Below are 15,508 nucleotides of genomic sequence, written 5' to 3'. Positions count from 1 at the left end.
GGCATGCGCTTCCACCAGCCCGACCGATCCCAAATGCTGACCCCTCCGGCCGCCGACGCCGCCTATCTCGAAGACCTGTACGCCCGCTTCCTTGATGACCCGCTGTCCGTCGACCCGAGCCTTTGGCCGGTGTTCGCGGCGTGGCCGGACAGCCGCGCCACCGTGCATCGGGTGAGGCGGCCGCGCGCCGACCCCGGGCCCGTGGATGCCGATCTGGTCCGCCGCAGCGTGGCCACCGAGCGGCTTATCGCCGCCTGGCGGACACACGGCCATCTCGCGGCCTCGCTGGACCCGATCGGACTGCGCCAGCCGGTCGGACATCCGGAGCTCGATCCATCGACGCATGGGCTGACCCCCGACGATATGGGTGCCCCGGTTGCCGTCGCCGCACCGCTAGGTGCTGCCGCGGCGACCCCGGCCGCCATCCTGGACCGGTTGCGCCAGACCTGGGGCGGGACGTTCACCGCCGAAGTGGTGCATCTGGAGGATGTCGAGGCTCGCGACTGGCTGGTGGCGGCGATCGAAGGCGATCGCTTCGCATTCCCGTCGGACGAAGAAAGGCTGACCCGCCTGGACGGCATGCTGGCAGCCGAGTCGGTCGAGCAGTTCATGAACAAGCGCTTCCCGACCAACAAGCGGTTCGGCCTCGAGGGGCTGGAGGCGATGGCGCCGATGTGGGAGGCCATGCTGGCCGACGCGGCATCGGCGGGTGTGCGCGACGTGGTGATGGCGCCGATGCACCGCGGCCGGCTCACCCTGATCACCCGGATCGTTGGCAAGTCGTTCACCGCGGCGTTCTCGGAACTGCTGGGCACGCCGCAGGTGCCGAAAGGCCTCTCGGCGTCCTCGGACGTGCCCTATCACCTGGGAATCTCGACGGAACGCAGCATCGGTGGTCGCACGCTGCGGATCACCATGCCGTCGAACCCGAGCCATGTGGAGATCGTCGCGGCGGTCGCCCTGGGCAAGGCGCGGGCCAAGCAGGACCTGTTGCGCGCGAAGGGGCAGGCGGATCCCGAAGGCCAGGTGCTGCCGATGCTGCTGCACACCGACGGTGCGTTCTCCGGCCAGGGCGTGGTGGGTGAGATGCTGCAACTGGCCGCTCTGCCGGCCTACTCGGTCGGAGGTTCGGTCCACGTGATCTCCAACAACCAGCTGGCCTTCACGGTGAAGCCCGAGCACGGCCGCACCTCGCGGCATCCCAGCGATGCGGCCAAGGCGATCGGCGCACCGGTCCTGCACGTGCAGGCCGATGCGGTCGACCAGGTGGTGCGGGCCGGCCGGATTGCCATGGCGTTTCGCGCCCGGTTCCGACGCGACATTGTGGTCGATGTCGTCGGCTATCGGCGGCGCGGCCACAACGAACTCGAAGAGCCGATGTTCACCGAACCGGTCCGGTACACGCACATCGCTGCCCGGCCGTCGTCGCCGATCGCCTACGCCGATGACTGTGTGGCTGCGGGAGTGATCGGTCGGGACGGCGTGCAGTCGATCGCGGACCGGCACTGGGCGGAACTGGACCAGGCGCATGATGCGGCCAAAGGCTACCGGCCGAACACCGCCGACCGGCTGACCCATCGCTGGTCCGGACTGAAGCCGCGGGGCGAAGGCGCGGCGGAGCCGACCGGGATGCCGCTCGACCGGCTGCGGCGGCTCGGTGCCGCGACGGTGCAGGTGCCCGACGGCTTCGACCTGAACGCCAAGATCGCCCGGCAATGGGGCGAGCGGAGCGACAGCCTGGAAAAGGGTGACGGCATCGGCTTCGCCACCGCCGAAGCACTGGCGTTCGCCAGCCTGCTGGACGGTGGCTACGGCGTTCGGCTGACCGGGCAGGACAGCCGGCGCGGCACCTTCTCTCAGCGACACGCCGTGGTGTTCGACCAGACGAGTGGAGCGGAACACACGCCGCTGGCGATGCTGGCATCGGCACCCTCCAGGCTCACCGTTTCCGACAGCCCGCTGACCGAGGAGGCCTGCCTGGCTTTCGAATACGGTCTCAGCATCACCGATCCCGACATGCTGGTCGCCTGGGAGGCGCAGTTCGGCGATTTCGTGAACGGTGCGCAGGCGGTAATCGACCAGTTCATTGCTTCCGGCGACGACAAGTGGCTGCGCCAGTCCGGTCTGGTGCTGCTGTTGCCGCACGGCATGGAGGGTGGCGGGCCGGAGCACTCCTCGGCGCGGCCGGAGCGGTTCCTGCAACTGGCCGCCGGCGGCAACCTGTCGGTGCTGGCGTGCGCGTCCCCGGCCAATCTGTTTCACGCCCTGCGGCGCCAGATGCTGCGGCCCTACCGGATTCCGCTGGTCGCGCTGACCCCGAAATCCGGCCTGCGGCACGCCGAAGCCGTCTCGTCGTTCGACGAGTTCGGGCCAGGCACCGCGTTCCGCCCGGTGATCGATGACGCCGACTGCCCGGCGGGCGCTCGCCGGGTGGTGCTGGTGGCGGGAAAGTTGTTCTTTGACCTGGTGCCGGCGCGACGCGAGCGGGGCGTGGACGACATCGCATTGATCCGGGTCGAGGAGCTGTATCCATTCCCGGAAGCCGAGCTGCGCGCGGTCCTCGCGAGGCACCCCGGGGCGGAACTGATATGGGCCCAGGAAGAACCCGAGAACATGGGAGCCTGGCGCTTCATGGAGCCGAATCTGGCTTCCTTGCGCGGGTCGGAGAGCCGTGCCACCTATTGCGGGCGTCCCGCAACGCCGTCGCCGGCGGTTGGTTGGGGCGCATGGCACAAGGCCGAGCACGCGGCGGTTCTCGACGCGGCACTCGCGCCGGTCGCGACCCGCCGCAGGAGAGCTTCATGAGCACCGCCATCAACCGCCGCCTGATCCCGACGTCGACCCATTGGGGCACCTATTACGCGGAGGTGGAGGGCGACCGGCTGATCGCCGTGCACGACTATGCCAAGGACCCCGCACCGGCGATCATCGGGCCGGGCATCGTCGAGGCGGTCACGCACGAGAGCCGGATCGGCCGGCCGATGATCCGCAAGGGCTGGCTGGACAAGCGCGAACACAGCGACCGAACCGGGCGTGGGCGCGAGCCGTTCGTGGCGGTGCCATGGGACGAGGCGCTGGAGATGGCGGCGGCCGAGATCAAGCGGATCAAGGAGACCCACGGCAACACCGCATTCTATGCCGGGTCCTACGGCTGGGCCAGTGCCGGACGGTTCCACCACGCCAACTCGCACATCCACCGCTTCTTCAACCAGATCGGCGGTTACGTTCGGCATGAGGGGACGTACTCCTACGCAGCCGCCCAGCAGATCCTTCCGCATGTGGTCGGGCCGATCAAACCGCTGCTGGACACCCACACCACCTGGCCGGTGCTGGCCGAGCATTGCGAGATGCTGGTGTCGTTCGGCGGAATGCCGGTCAAGAACGCCCAGGTGACGTCGGGCGGGGTCGGCCAGCACACCTGCTATCACGGCCTGAAGGCCTGCGCCGACAACGGCTGCGAGCTGGTCTATCTGAGCCCGATCCGCATCGACATGCCGCCGGACCTCGGCGCCGAGTGGATCCCGATCCGCCCGGGGTCCGATGCCGCGGTGATGCTGGCGATGGCCCATACCCTGATCGCCGAGAAGCTTCAGGACGATGCGTTTCTGGACCGGTACACCGTCGGCTTCGAACGGTTCCGCGCCTATGTCATGGGCGAGAGCGACGGCCAACCGAAGACCCCGGAGTGGGCGGCGCAGATCAGCATGGTTCCCGCCGATACGATCCGTGACCTGACGCGTCGGATGGCGTCCAGCCGTACCATGATCAACGCCACCTGGTCGATGCAGCGCGCCGAGTATGGCGAGCAGCCGGTGTGGCTGACGGTGGTGCTGGCCGCCATGCTGGGCCAGATCGGCACGCCGGGCGGTGGCTTCGGGATCGGCTACAGCTCGGAGAACGGTGTCGGCAATCCCGTCAAGTTCTTCCACTGGCCGTCGGTGTCCCAGGGCATCAACAACGTCAAGGATGTGATCCCGGTCGCACGGATCTCGGACATGCTGCTGAACCCGGGCCAGCCGTTCCAATTCGACGGCAAGGACCTGACCTACCCGGACATCCGGATGGTCTACTGGGCCGGTGGCAACCCGTTCCATCACCACCAGGACCTGCACAAGCTGGTCGAGGCGTTCCGCCGACCGGAGACGATCATCGTCAACGAGATCTGGTGGACCGGCATGGCCCGGCACGCCGACATCGTGTTCCCCTCGACCACCGCGCTGGAGCGCAACGACCTGTCGATCACCCATTGGGAACCGCTCAGCGTTGCGATGAAGCAGGCGATCCCGCGGGTCGGCGACAGCCGGCCGGACTACGAGATCTTCAGCGGACTGGCGCGGAACCTTGGTTTCGCCGAACGCTACACTGAAGGCCGCAACGAGATGGACTGGCTGCGCCATCTGTGGGACCAGTCGCGCCAGCGCGCCGCCGAAGCCGGGTTCGAACTGCCCGACTTTGAGACGTTCTGGGAGCAGGAGACGTTCGAGCTGCCGGAGGCCGACAAGCCGACCATCCTGCTGGAAGCCTTCCGCACCGATCCCGACGCGAACCCCCTGCCGACCCCGTCCGGCAAGATCGAGATCTTCTCCGAGACGATCGACGGCTTCGGCTACGACGACTGCCCCGGCCACCCGGTGTGGCGCGAGCCGGACGAGTGGCTGGGCGGCAAGCTGGCGCAGACCTACCCGCTGCACCTTATGTCGAACCAGCCGCGCACCCGCCTGCACAGCCAGCTTGATCCGGGCTCGGTCAGCATGGGCTCGAAGATTGCAGACCGCGAGCCGATGACCATTCATCCCGACGACGCGGCGCCCCGCGGTATCAAGTCGGGTGACGTGGTGCGGGTGTGGAACGACCGCGGGTCGTGCCTTGCCGGGGTGATCGTCTCGGACGCGGTGATGCCGGGGATCGCCCAGCTGTCGACCGGCGCTTGGTACGACCCGCAGACCCCCGGCCAGACCGAAGGACTGGAGAAGCACGGCAACCCGAACGTCCTGACCCGTGATCGGGGCACGTCGCGCCTCGGTCAGGGCCCGGCGGCGCATTCGTGCCTGGTGGAGGTGGCGCGGGTCGACGGTGTCATCCCGGCGGTCACCGCCCACCGGCCGCCCGAGATCATCGAACGCTGAATCCGACTTTTGGAAGCCTGAGCATGCGCGACGACACCGATTTCCACGGCCAGGCCGTCCTGATAACCGGTGGGGCCAGCGGCATCGGCTGGGCGGCGGCCCGTGCCTTCGCCCAGCGCGGCGCCCGGGTGGCAATCGCCGATCTGACGGAAGAAGCGGCGACCAGCCGGGCTTCCGAACTGGGGCCAACCCATCGCGGGGTCGGCGGCGACGTCTCGGACGAGGCGGCGGTCGACCGGATGATCCATGCGACGGTCGAGGCGTTCGGGCGGCTCGACGTGCTGATCAACTGCGCCGGTCTGCCGGACACCTTCACGCCGACGATCGAGCAGACCGGCGCGCACTGGCAGCGGCTGATCGACGTCCATTTGACCGGCACGTTCCTGATGGCGAAGCGCGCCGCGGTCGAGATGATGCGCCACCATCACGGGGTGATCCTCAACATCTCCTCCATCGCCGGCACCCACGCCCTACCACGCCGCAACGCCTATACCGCCGCCAAGCACGGCGTGATCGGCCTGACCAAGGCGCTGGCCTGCGACTGGGCGCAGGATGGGATCCGGGTCAATGCGGTCGCGCCGGGCTACATCCTGACGCCGTTCATTGAGGGGCTGATCGCCCAAGGCAAGCTGGATCCCAAGGTGATCCGCCGCCGCACGCCGCTGGGCGAACTGCTTCCGCCGGAAGAAGTGGCGAACGCCATGATCTTCCTGGCGTCGCCGCTGGCCCGGACCGTCACCGGCACGGTGGTGACCGTGGACGGCGGCTACACGGCCTTTGGCAGCCCGAACGACGCCGCCATCATCGAGGATTGAAGCCATGCGGGAGAATGCGTCGCTGGAAGCCGGTTTCGTCTTTCCGGAGCGGCGCGTCACCCGAGCCGCGGATGATCAGGCGCGGTGGCTGAGCGCTGCCGGCGCCGACCCCGAAATCTGGGCCGGCATCGCCGAACCGACGCTGTGGGGCAACGACGGCTTTCGCGGCATGAAGCTGGTTCGCCAGCAGCCGAACGGCTACGTCCATGTCCAGCAGGTCATGACCGTTACGGCGCACGCGGCGCTTGGCGAGGAGATCCGGTTTCGCGGCCTCACCGAGAGCGTTGAGCCGGTTCGCAAGGGGCGAATGGTCACCCAGCGCTTCGAGGTGGTCCAGGCGAATGGCGAGGTGGCCGCGAGCATGACCCATATCGGCTTGCTCCCGGACCCCGCAGCCATGACAGCACCGGACAACAGTCGTGCTGGATCCAGAGATTCCGACGATCTCGATGGTTTGGAGCCGATTGCCGAGCAGACATTGACGCCGGATCGGGTCACGACGTTCTCGCGCGAGGTCGGCAACCTTATTCACTTCGATCCGGGTTTCGCGCAGAGCCTCGGCTACCGGGCGCCGCTTGCCCAGGGCCTGCAGACCATGACCTGGATGGTCGGCGCCCTTGGTCCTGCGGCACCACTGGCGGTTCGCTGCCGGTTCCGGCGCCCGGTGTTCTGGGACGACACCATGCGCCTGCTTGGCCAGAGAGGGTCCGACGGCCGGTGGTGCCGGTTGGTCACAACCAACGCCACCGGCCGGATCACGGCAGACCTGACGGTCAACTGATCCTCAATCGTTGGTCAGCACCACCCGGCCGACGATCTTGCCGGCCTTGAGGTCCTGCAGGGTGTCGTAGGCGGTCTCGACCGGTCGGGTCGAGATCGGGATCGGCTTGACGGTCCCGGTCTTCACCAGTTCCATCAGTTCCTTCAGCTCGTCGAGCGAGCCGACATACGAGCCGAGGATCGACACCGCGCGCATCGGGATGGTCGGAAGCGAGATGCTGATCTGCCCGCCATACAAACCCACGATCACGTAGCGCCCGCCCTTGCGGACGGCCGCAATGCCGAGATTGGCGGTGGCCTCGCCGCCCACCGTGTCGACCACGGCGCGCAGTTCCCCGCCTGCGAGCTTCTGCAGCGCGGCGACCGCGTTCGCGGTCGACTTGGGATTCAGGGTGGCGGTGGCCCCCATGTCCTTGGCGGCCGTCAGGTGGGAGTCGTCGATGTCGACCGAGATGATGTTCTTCACGCCCATCGCCTTGGCGATGGCGACCGCCGACAGGCCGAGCCCGCCGGCTCCCATGATCGCCAGCCATTCGTCATCGCGGATCGGCAGCGCCTTCTTGAGGGCCGAGTAAACGGTGACGCCGGAACAGGAGTAGGGCGTGGCAATGCTCGGGTCGACGTTGCCGATATCCACGAGGTACTTCGGGTGCGGTACCACGCAATGGGTGGCGTAGCCGCCGTCGCGAAAGACGCCGATCGAGCGCATGGTCGGGCAGTGGTTCTCCTGCTCCGCCTTGCAGGCCGAGCACTCGCCGCAACCGAGCCAGGGGTGCACCAGCATGGTCTTGCCGATCGGCGCGTCCTTGGCGTCCGGACCGGCGGCGACAACCTCGCCGAGCACTTCATGGCCCAGGGTGATCGGGAACTTCTGGCCGCGATCGACGATGTTCAGCACCTTGCCGCCGCCGAGGTCGAAATAGCCGTCGGAGATGTGGATGTCGGAATGGCAGACCCCGGCGCGGGTGACCTTCAGCAGCACCTCGGTGCCGGTCGGCACCGGATCCGGCTTGTCGATTGCCTGGAACGGCTTGCCGGGCTCCATCAGCGAATAGCTGCGCATCGGTCGTACTCCCTTGGATTTCTGATGTCGCCGGTTGGCGGCGCGAGGATCGTTGCCGCGGATTTAAGCCCAGCCGGGCGAGCCCTGTCGAGAGGTGCGCGTCAACGACGTTTGGCCCGCACCCGTTCCCGCCACCAGGTGTACAGGCCGCTGGCGACCACGATGCCGGCACCCAGCACCGTCACGGTATCGGGCAGGTCGCCGAACACCAGGAACCCGACCGCGGTCGCCCACACCAGCAGGGTGTAGTTGAACGGCTGCAGCACGCTGGCCGGCGCCAGTTCCAGCGCCTTGATCAGTAGCAGGTGGCCGACCACGCCCATGAACCCGGCAATCGGCAGCAGGATCCAGCCTTTCAGGTCCGGCGGCGTCCAGTAGAACGGGCCGGTCAGGCTGGTGAGCGCGAAACCGATCCAGCCGGTGTACAGCAGGATCGTCACCATGCTGTCCCGGCGGGCCACCACCTTGGTCATGATCTGGTAGACCGCGAACAGCGCCGCGCCGGCCAGCGGGATAAGGGCCGCCGGATTGAACACCCCGAGGCCGGGCCGCAGGATCACCACCACTCCGACAAATCCGACCGCCACCGCCGCCCAGCGCCGCGGGCCGACGAACTCGCCCAGCACCACGGCGGACAGGGCGGTGATGATCAGCGGGTACACCGCCGCGATCGAGTGGGTCTCGGCCAGCGGCAGGTAGCGGAAGGCGACCACGAAGCAGGCGATCTCGGCCAGCAGGATGACTGCCCGCAGCACGTTGAGCGCCGGGCGCTGCGAGCGAAGCCCGGCCAACGGACCGCCCGAGCGCAGCGACAGCGCAGTTGCGAACGCCGCGAAGAACGCGTAGCGCACCCACAGGATCTGCGCGACTGGATAGTCGACGACCAGGGTCTTCGACACCGCGTCCATCCCGGCGAAGCCGAGATTGGCGATCAGGATCAGAATGATCCCGCGGCTGGGGGCCGCGGTATCGGAAGCAGCGGTGCTCATCGAACGGCACCCGCCCGTACCCGCTCGCGCCACCAGACGTACAGGCCGCTTGCCACCACGATGCTGGCGCCCAGCACGGTCATGGCGTCGGGCAGGTCGCCGAACACGACGAACCCCACCAGCGTGGTCCATACCAGTTGCACATAGTTGAACGGCTGCAGCACGCTGGCCGGCGTCGACTCCAGAGCCTGGATGACCAGCGAATGGCCGACGGTGCCGGCGACTGCCGTCAGGGCCAGCAGCGCCCAGCCAGCGGCGTCCGGCGCATGCCAGTCCAACGGCGCGAAGAAGCTGGTCAGCACCGCGCCAACCAGGGCCGTGTACAGGGTCAGGGTGATCGACCGGTCGGTCCGACCGAGGATCTTGGTCATGATCTGGTAGACCGCGAACAGGGCGGCGGCGCCCAGGATGATCAGGCTGGCGGGATTGAAGACCGCCAGGCCCGGCCGCACGATCAGCAGCACGCCGAGAAACCCGACCACCACGGCTGCCCAGCGCCGCGGTCCGACGTCCTCCTTCAGCACCAGCGCCGACAGTACCGTGATCATCAGCGGGTAGGAGATGCCGACGGCGATCACCTCGGCCATCGACATCAGGCTGAGCGCCAGTACCACGGCCGCCATGTTCAGCGGCAGCAGGGCGGCGCGCGCCAGCTGCAATGCCGGGCGCCGGGTGCGCAGCGCGCCGCGTACGCCGCCTCCGAAGGCGGCCCAGGTCAGCGCAGCGGCAGCAAAGCCGATGTAGAACGCCCAGATGATCTGAGTGACCGGATAGGTCGCCGACAAGGTCTTGTTGGTGGCGTCCATGGTGGTGAACGCGATGTGGGCCAGCAGGATCAGGACGATCCCGCGGTTCGGTCCCGCGAGGGTGGCAGCGGCGGTCATGCGGGATCTCCAGACGGGCGCCGGCTCATACCACGATGCGCTGGGCGGGAGTAGCCGACACGCCGAACGCGATGGTGTTTTTCACGATGCGCGGACGAGGGCGCGGATCAACCTGTCCAGCCGTCATTCCGGCATCGTGAGGCATTCGCCATGGCTGTCGTTTCGTGATCACGGTAGAGTTCGGGAAACGGGCGTTTCCGGGCCATGAGCTTGCGGTTCGAGCAGGGGGGACGATGACCGACGCGACGCCGCCAAAGTCCACCGTGGACTCGCGCCTGGTGGGGGCGGATCCGCGGATTTTCGAGTTCTTCCATGCTTGGAGATCGGCGCGCCGCAAGAGTCTGGTTCCGTTGCGCACGGATTTCGAGCCATTGGAGATACCGGCACTGCTCAGGCACGTCTGGATCTACCGATTCGACCCGGATCTCGGTGATTTTGTCTGCAAGCTCGCGGGTGAAGAGATCAACACCGCCTGGGGCCGCAGCATCAAGGGCATGACACTGCGCGAGATCGTCGGGCCGGCGGATCATCCGGTCATGATGGGACGATGGACGCAGCTGTTGACCGTCCCGTTGCTGCACTACGGCTCGGCGACCGAGCGTCTGTCGGAGATGGAGACCCAGGTGGCCGAGCGCCTGCTGCTGCCGCTGGCGTCGGACGACGACACGATTGACCATGTCCTGGGCATCAGCCTGTACACGATCTCCGGCGCGAACCGTACTCGCACGCCGCTGGTCCCGGCCGACATCATCCAGATTCCCTGCGCCGAAGTCTGACGGGCACCCCTTGCGCGCGGGGACACGGGCCGCAACAATCGCTCCCGCGATTCCGCAAGGCGACCGCCGGGCAAGGTGGCGCAATCCTGCACGGGAGGACGGCCATGGCGGCACGGTGGACAAACCGGCCGGACGGCTCGAACTGGGGTGATTTCGGACCGGACGACCAGCGCGGGCGATTGAACCTGCTGACGCCGGAGCGGGTGGTGCTCGCTGCCAAGGAAGTGCGTGAGGGTCGGCGGTTTTGCCTGTCGCTGCCGCTCGACCTGCCGGGTGGCCGCAACCTCAATCCACGGCGGTTTCCGCCGCGCCGGTTCGCGACCGAACGGGGCGGGCTGTCGAACTACAACTTCCCGCTCGGCGACGAGAACCCCGAACTGACCGACGTGGTGTCCGACGACGCGGTGCTGCTGTGCCTGCAGTACTCCTCCCAGTGGGACAGCTTCGCCCATGTGGGCTCGATGTTCGACGCCAACGGCGACGGGATTCCGGAGATCGTCTACTACAACGGCTGGACCGGGTTGGAGCATCTGGTCGCCGCCGGGCCGCGCAACGACGCTGCCGATCCGCTGATGCGGTTCGAGGGCGTTCACGCCAAGGCGCTCGGCATCGAGAACATGGCCCGCGCTGGGGTCCAGGGCCGCGGCGTGATGATCGACCTGCATCGCCATTTGGGCGACGAGCGCACGGTGGTCGATTTCGCGATCCTCGACCGGATCATGAAGGCCGACGGCATCACGGTGGAGGAAGGTGACATGGTCTGCCTCCACACCGGGTTCGGCAAGATGGTGACGGAGAAGGCCGGCGACCCCGACCCCGAGGTCCTGCAGGGTGGCTTTCCAGCCCTGGACGGTGGCGACCCGGACCTGCAGGAATGGATCCGCGGCAGCGGGTTGTCGGTGCTGATCGCTGACAACTATGCGGTCGAGCACATCCCCGGTCGCGACCGCCGCAATGGACCGAAACGCGCGATGATGCCGCTTCACGAACTGTGCCTGTTCAAGCTCGGCGTTCATCTGGGCGAACTCTGGTACCTGACGGAACTGGCCGAGTGGCTGCACGCCCACAACCGGTTCCGCTTCCTGCTGACCGCCCCGCCGCTGCACCTGCCCGGTGTTGTCGGCTCCCCCGCCAACGGAATCGCGACGGTATAGAGCATGACGGACCGCCCCGACGTAGAGACCCTGCGTCCGCTGATCAGCCCGCGATCGATCGCCATCATCGGGGCGTCGGACGACCCGACGCGGATCGGCGGCCGGCCGCTCGGCTACATGCTGAAGTCCGGGTTCCAGGGGCCGATCTGGCCGGTCAACCCGAAGCGTGAAACCGTGCAGGGCCTGCAGGCCTTCGCTTCGGTCGATGCGCTGCCGGGCGCCCCCGACGCCTGCATCGTCGCGGTGCCGGCGGCGGCCGTGCCGGATACCCTTGAGGCACTGGCTGCCAAGGGCGCCAAGGCGGCAGTGGTGTTCTCCTCCGGCTTCGCCGAGATGGGCGAGGAGGGCAAGGCTGCCCAGGACCGGGTCCGGGCGATCGCGCGGGCTGGAGGGGTCCGGGTGCTGGGGCCGAACTGCCTCGGCGTGTTCAACGCCCACAATGGCTGGATCGCGACGTTCTCGTCATCGGTCGAGCAGGAGTTGCCGAAGCCGGGCCCGGTCGCCATCGCCAGCCAGTCGGGCGCCTATGGCAGCCATGCCTTCGCGCTGATGCGGACCCGCGGGGTGCAGACCGGCATCCTGATCACCACCGGCAACGAGGCCGATGTCGATCTGGCCGATGCCATCGGCTACCTGGTGCGCGACGAGCACACCAAGGTGATCGCCGCCTACGCTGAGGGAATCCGCGACGGTGATGCCCTGCGCGCCGCTCTGGCGGCAGCGGCGGCGGCGGGCAAGCCGGTGATCTTCATGAAGGTCGGCCGCTCGGCGATCGGTGCCGCGGCCGCGGCGTCGCATACGGCGGCGCTCGCCGGGTCCGACCGGGTCTATGACGGGCTGTTCGCCCAGTACGGCGTGCTGCGGGTGTCGTCCACCGACCAGTTGCTGGACGCCTGCTACGCCGCGGCCCACGGCCGGTTCCCGGCCGGCAACCGGCTGGGCCTGATGACGATCTCGGGCGGAGTCGGCGTGCAGATGGCTGACTCCGCCGAGGATCTCGGCATGGACGTCGCCGAGATGCCGAAGGATGCGCAGCGCACGCTCCAGGACCTGCTGCCCTACGCGGCGGTACGGAACCCGGTCGACGTCACCGCCCAGGCATTCAACGACCTGTCGCTAGTCGGCACCAATTTGCGGATGATGCTGGATCAGGGCCGCTATGACGTGGTGGTGGCCTTCTTCACCGTGGTTGCCGGCAGCCGGACCATCGCCGGACCGCTGATCAAGATCCTGGCCGAGATCCGCGAGCGGTTCCGGGAACGCTCGATCATCCTGTCGCTGGTGGCGACGGGCGACATCGTCCGCCAGTACGAGGATGGCGGCTTCCCGGTATACGAGGACCCGACCCGCGCGGTTGCGGCGGCGGCGGCGCTGACCGGCTTCGGCCGGTTCTTCGCCCGCCCGGCGGAACCGGCACCGCCGGTGGCACCGGCCGGCGCGCCGTCGGTTGGCACCGACGCGCTGGCCGAACACCATGCCACCGACCTGCTGGAAGCCTGGGGCGTGCCGTTTGTCGCCCGCCGGCTGGTCACCAGCCCGGACCAGGCGGCCGCGGCGGCGGCGGAACTGGGTGGCAAGGTGGTGCTGAAGATTGCCTCGCCCGATATCCAGCACAAGACCGAGGTCGGCGGCGTCATCGTCGGCGTGCAGGGCGACGAAGCGGTGCGTGCCGCCTACGCCTCGCTGACCGAGCGGGTGCCGCTGCTGCGGCCGGACGCGGCGATCGACGGCGTGATCGTGGCCGCCATGGCGCCGGCCGGGGTCGAGGCGGTGGTCGGCGTGCAGAACGATCCGACCTTCGGCCCGGTGGTGATGGTCGGCCTCGGCGGTGTGCTGGTCGAGGTGCTCGAGGACGTGTCGTTCCGGTTGGCACCTTTCGGCGTCGCCGAAGCGCGGCGGATGATTGCCGAGTTGAAGGGCGCTAGGATCTTCGCCGGTGTGCGTGGAGCCCCGCCGGCCGATGTCGAGGCGCTTGCCGATCTGCTGGCGCGGGTGTCGGTGTTCGCGGCGGCCGAGGCCGAACGTTTGGTCAGCGTCGATCTGAACCCGGTGCGGGTGCTCGAAGCCGGTAACGGGGTGGTAGCGCTTGACGCGCTGGTGGTGCCGGCGGGCATGGTGCCTGTGGCGATCGAGGAGGTGGCATGAGGCCGCAACGCTTCAAGACCCGCATCACCGAACTGTTCGGCATCCGCCATCCGATCGTGGCCGGTGGCCTGATGTGGCTGGCCGATGCCAACTACGTGGCGGCGGTCGTCAACGCCGGCGGCATGGGCTTCATCACGGCCAAGACCTTCCCGGAGGAGGGTCGGTTCGAGGCCGAACTCGACAAGGCGGCGACGCTGACCGGCGGCAAGCCGTTCGGCGTGAACCTGTACATGTCGAACCGTCCGGAACAGAACAAGGATCTGCCGGCCCAGCTTGAGGTGGCGCTGGACAAAGGCGTGCGGCACTTCGAGACCGCCGGCCTGCCGCCGACCGAGTTCGTCGAGCGGATCAAGGACGCCGGCGGCGTGGTGTTCCACAAGGTGGCGACGGTCAAGCACGCGATCTCGGCGGTGTCCAAGCTGCCGATCGACGCGGTGGCGGTGGTTGGCGCGGAATGCGGCGGCCATCCTGGGCTGAACCTGATCGGCAGCATCGTGCAGATCCCGCTTGCCGTACAGCGTCTGGAGGTTCCGGTGCTGGTCGGCGGGGGCATCGGCACCGGCTCGCAGATTGCCGCCGCCCTGGCGATGGGCGCCGACGCGGTGCTGCTCGGCACCCGCTTCCTGGTGGCGACCGAGATCTGGTCGCACGATCTGATCAAGCAGCGGGTGGTCGATGCACAGGAGACCGACACTGCCTTGGTCCTGGCGTCACTGCGCAACACGTTCCGCGGCATCGACAACGCCACGACCCGCGCGATCGCCGACCTGGAGAAGCAGGGGGTGACCGCGTTCGACGCGTACCGTCCTTATGTGATGGGGACATTGCAGAAGGAGGCCTACACCGTCGGGGATCCCGAAAAGGGCATTCTGTCGATGGGGCAGGCCTGCGTGTTCGCCGACAAGATCGAGCCGGTCGAGGCGATCATGGACCGGCTGGTCGACGAGGCGGTGGCGGCAAGCGGCCGGCTCGGCGGCCTGATGGCAGCGGACGCGGAGTCCGCCGCGGCCGAGTGAGCGCGCCACCGGCCCGTATTGTCTATTTCATCACGCACCCGAACGTCGTCATCGACCCGGGGGTGACGATTACTGAATGGCCGTTGTCGCCGCTTGGCCGGATGCGCATGGTAAAGGCCTGCGTGTGTCCCTGGGTGCCGGCCCTGAGCGCCCTGTACAGCAGTGCCGAGCGCAAGGCGTTGGACGGTGCCGAAATCCTCTCCGCCGCCATCGGCCTGCCGGTGAGGGTGCGGGCCGATCTCGGTGAGAACGATCGCTCGGCCACCGGCTACCTGCCGCCCGCCGAGTTCGAAGGGCTGGCCGACCGGTTCTTCGCCGAGCCGGAGCGATCAATCCGCGGCTGGGGACGTGCTGTCGACGAACAGGCGCGCATCGTCGGCGCCATCGACGCGGTGATCGCCGAGGCGCCGGGGAAGGGGGGTATCGCCGTGGTCTCGCACGGAGCGGTCGGCGCGCTCCTGCTGGCCCAATTGCTGGGAGAGGCGATCAGCCGGCGGTTCGACCAACCGGGCAGCGGCGGCGGCAACTTCTTTGCGTTCGACGCCGACTCCCGCGCCGTGCTGCACGCGTGGCGGCCGATCGACGGGTAACGTGCTTTGGTGTCATGCAGGAGTGACGGCTTCATGATGCCGGATCGCTATGCGGGCCAGGGCGCTGAACGGCCGTACGGCGTGTCTTGAGACGCCGGCTGCCGATCGAGATCACGGCGGCGAACAGGATCAAAGCCGTGGCAACGGCGAAGGTGATCCGCATCCCCGAG

At 68.1% G+C, this 15,508-nt stretch carries 12 protein-coding genes; 9 read left to right on the top strand and 3 right to left on the bottom strand.

All coding sequences use genetic code 11. From position 1 onward, the window contains the following. Positions 1 to 33 precede the first annotated feature (33 nt). From RIC54_RS19015 to RIC54_RS19000, 4 genes are read left to right on the top strand one after another with little or no spacing between them, the layout of a single operon-like run. A complete protein-coding gene (locus RIC54_RS19015) occupies positions 34 to 2,805 on the top strand; it encodes a 2-oxoglutarate dehydrogenase E1 component (RefSeq protein ID WP_350096543.1) in 2,772 nt (923 codons plus the stop codon). Continuing rightward, positions 2,802 to 5,126, top strand: a complete 2,325-nt coding sequence (locus RIC54_RS19010; protein WP_350096541.1) for a molybdopterin-dependent oxidoreductase — start codon at positions 2,802 to 2,804, stop codon at positions 5,124 to 5,126. Before RIC54_RS19015 ends, RIC54_RS19010 begins: the two co-directional genes overlap by 4 nt. Positions 5,127 to 5,149: 23 nt before the next feature. Continuing rightward, complete coding sequence (locus RIC54_RS19005; RefSeq protein ID WP_350096539.1) at positions 5,150 to 5,941, top strand: SDR family NAD(P)-dependent oxidoreductase; 792 nt, start codon at positions 5,150 to 5,152, stop codon at positions 5,939 to 5,941. Between the two features lie 4 nt (positions 5,942 to 5,945). Beyond that, a complete protein-coding gene (locus tag RIC54_RS19000; protein WP_350096537.1) occupies positions 5,946 to 6,722 on the top strand; it encodes a MaoC family dehydratase in 777 nt (258 codons plus the stop codon). 3 nt (positions 6,723 to 6,725) lie between these two features. Here RIC54_RS19000 and RIC54_RS18995 read toward each other — a convergent pair whose 3' ends face one another. The 3 genes from RIC54_RS18995 to RIC54_RS18985 form a co-directional block, all read right to left on the bottom strand. Beyond that, positions 6,726 to 7,784 (bottom strand): alcohol dehydrogenase, encoded by a 1,059-nt coding sequence (locus tag RIC54_RS18995; RefSeq protein WP_350096535.1) that lies wholly within the window; start codon positions 7,782 to 7,784, stop codon positions 6,726 to 6,728. 101 nt (positions 7,785 to 7,885) lie between these two features. Then, a complete protein-coding gene (locus RIC54_RS18990) occupies positions 7,886 to 8,773 on the bottom strand; it encodes a DMT family transporter (protein WP_350096533.1) in 888 nt (295 codons plus the stop codon). Further along, entirely contained in the window at positions 8,770 to 9,657 is an 888-nt protein-coding gene (locus RIC54_RS18985) for a DMT family transporter (protein ID WP_350096531.1), read from the bottom strand. Before RIC54_RS18985 ends, RIC54_RS18990 begins: the two co-directional genes overlap by 4 nt. Before the next feature lie 233 nt (positions 9,658 to 9,890). Between RIC54_RS18985 and RIC54_RS18980 the strand changes: the two genes are divergently transcribed. From RIC54_RS18980 to RIC54_RS18960, 5 genes are all read left to right on the top strand, one after another. Then, positions 9,891 to 10,433 (top strand): PAS domain-containing protein, encoded by a 543-nt coding sequence (locus RIC54_RS18980; RefSeq protein WP_350096529.1) that lies wholly within the window; start codon positions 9,891 to 9,893, stop codon positions 10,431 to 10,433. 104 nt (positions 10,434 to 10,537) lie between these two features. Then, positions 10,538 to 11,587, top strand: a complete 1,050-nt coding sequence (locus tag RIC54_RS18975) for a cyclase family protein (protein ID WP_350096527.1) — start codon at positions 10,538 to 10,540, stop codon at positions 11,585 to 11,587. Between the two features lie 3 nt (positions 11,588 to 11,590). Continuing rightward, complete coding sequence (locus RIC54_RS18970; protein WP_350096525.1) at positions 11,591 to 13,732, top strand: acetate--CoA ligase family protein; 2,142 nt, start codon at positions 11,591 to 11,593, stop codon at positions 13,730 to 13,732. Continuing rightward, entirely contained in the window at positions 13,729 to 14,748 is a 1,020-nt protein-coding gene (locus tag RIC54_RS18965) for an NAD(P)H-dependent flavin oxidoreductase (RefSeq protein ID WP_350096523.1), read from the top strand. Before RIC54_RS18970 ends, RIC54_RS18965 begins: the two co-directional genes overlap by 4 nt. Then, positions 14,745 to 15,338 (top strand): histidine phosphatase family protein, encoded by a 594-nt coding sequence (locus RIC54_RS18960; RefSeq protein WP_350096521.1) that lies wholly within the window; start codon positions 14,745 to 14,747, stop codon positions 15,336 to 15,338. The genes RIC54_RS18965 and RIC54_RS18960 overlap by 4 nt, the downstream gene beginning before the upstream one ends. The last annotated feature ends 170 nt before the right edge of the window (positions 15,339 to 15,508 follow it).

Origin of the sequence: Thalassobaculum sp. (assembly GCF_040219215.1) — a bacterium.
Taxonomy (GTDB): Bacteria; Pseudomonadota; Alphaproteobacteria; order Thalassobaculales; family Thalassobaculaceae; genus Thalassobaculum_A.
The sequence above is the reverse complement of the archived record's forward strand: the minus strand, read 5'-3'. Positions and strand labels throughout refer to the sequence as shown.

What these genes read in the sequence shown, in the direction of transcription:
- RIC54_RS19015 (WP_350096543.1), top strand. Translation starts at nt 34, where the DNA reads ATGCTGACCCCTCCGGCCGCCGACGCCGCCTATCTCGAAGACCTGTAC.
- RIC54_RS19010 (WP_350096541.1), top strand. Translation starts at nt 2,802, where the DNA reads ATGAGCACCGCCATCAACCGCCGCCTGATCCCGACGTCGACCCATTGG.
- RIC54_RS19005 (WP_350096539.1), top strand. Translation starts at nt 5,150, where the DNA reads ATGCGCGACGACACCGATTTCCACGGCCAGGCCGTCCTGATAACCGGT.
- RIC54_RS19000 (WP_350096537.1), top strand. Translation starts at nt 5,946, where the DNA reads ATGCGGGAGAATGCGTCGCTGGAAGCCGGTTTCGTCTTTCCGGAGCGG.
- RIC54_RS18995 (WP_350096535.1), bottom strand. Translation starts at nt 7,784, where the DNA reads ATGCGCAGCTATTCGCTGATGGAGCCCGGCAAGCCGTTCCAGGCAATC.
- RIC54_RS18990 (WP_350096533.1), bottom strand. Translation starts at nt 8,773, where the DNA reads ATGAGCACCGCTGCTTCCGATACCGCGGCCCCCAGCCGCGGGATCATT.
- RIC54_RS18985 (WP_350096531.1), bottom strand. Translation starts at nt 9,657, where the DNA reads ATGACCGCCGCTGCCACCCTCGCGGGACCGAACCGCGGGATCGTCCTG.
- RIC54_RS18980 (WP_350096529.1), top strand. Translation starts at nt 9,891, where the DNA reads ATGACCGACGCGACGCCGCCAAAGTCCACCGTGGACTCGCGCCTGGTG.
- RIC54_RS18975 (WP_350096527.1), top strand. Translation starts at nt 10,538, where the DNA reads ATGGCGGCACGGTGGACAAACCGGCCGGACGGCTCGAACTGGGGTGAT.
- RIC54_RS18970 (WP_350096525.1), top strand. Translation starts at nt 11,591, where the DNA reads ATGACGGACCGCCCCGACGTAGAGACCCTGCGTCCGCTGATCAGCCCG.
- RIC54_RS18965 (WP_350096523.1), top strand. Translation starts at nt 13,729, where the DNA reads ATGAGGCCGCAACGCTTCAAGACCCGCATCACCGAACTGTTCGGCATC.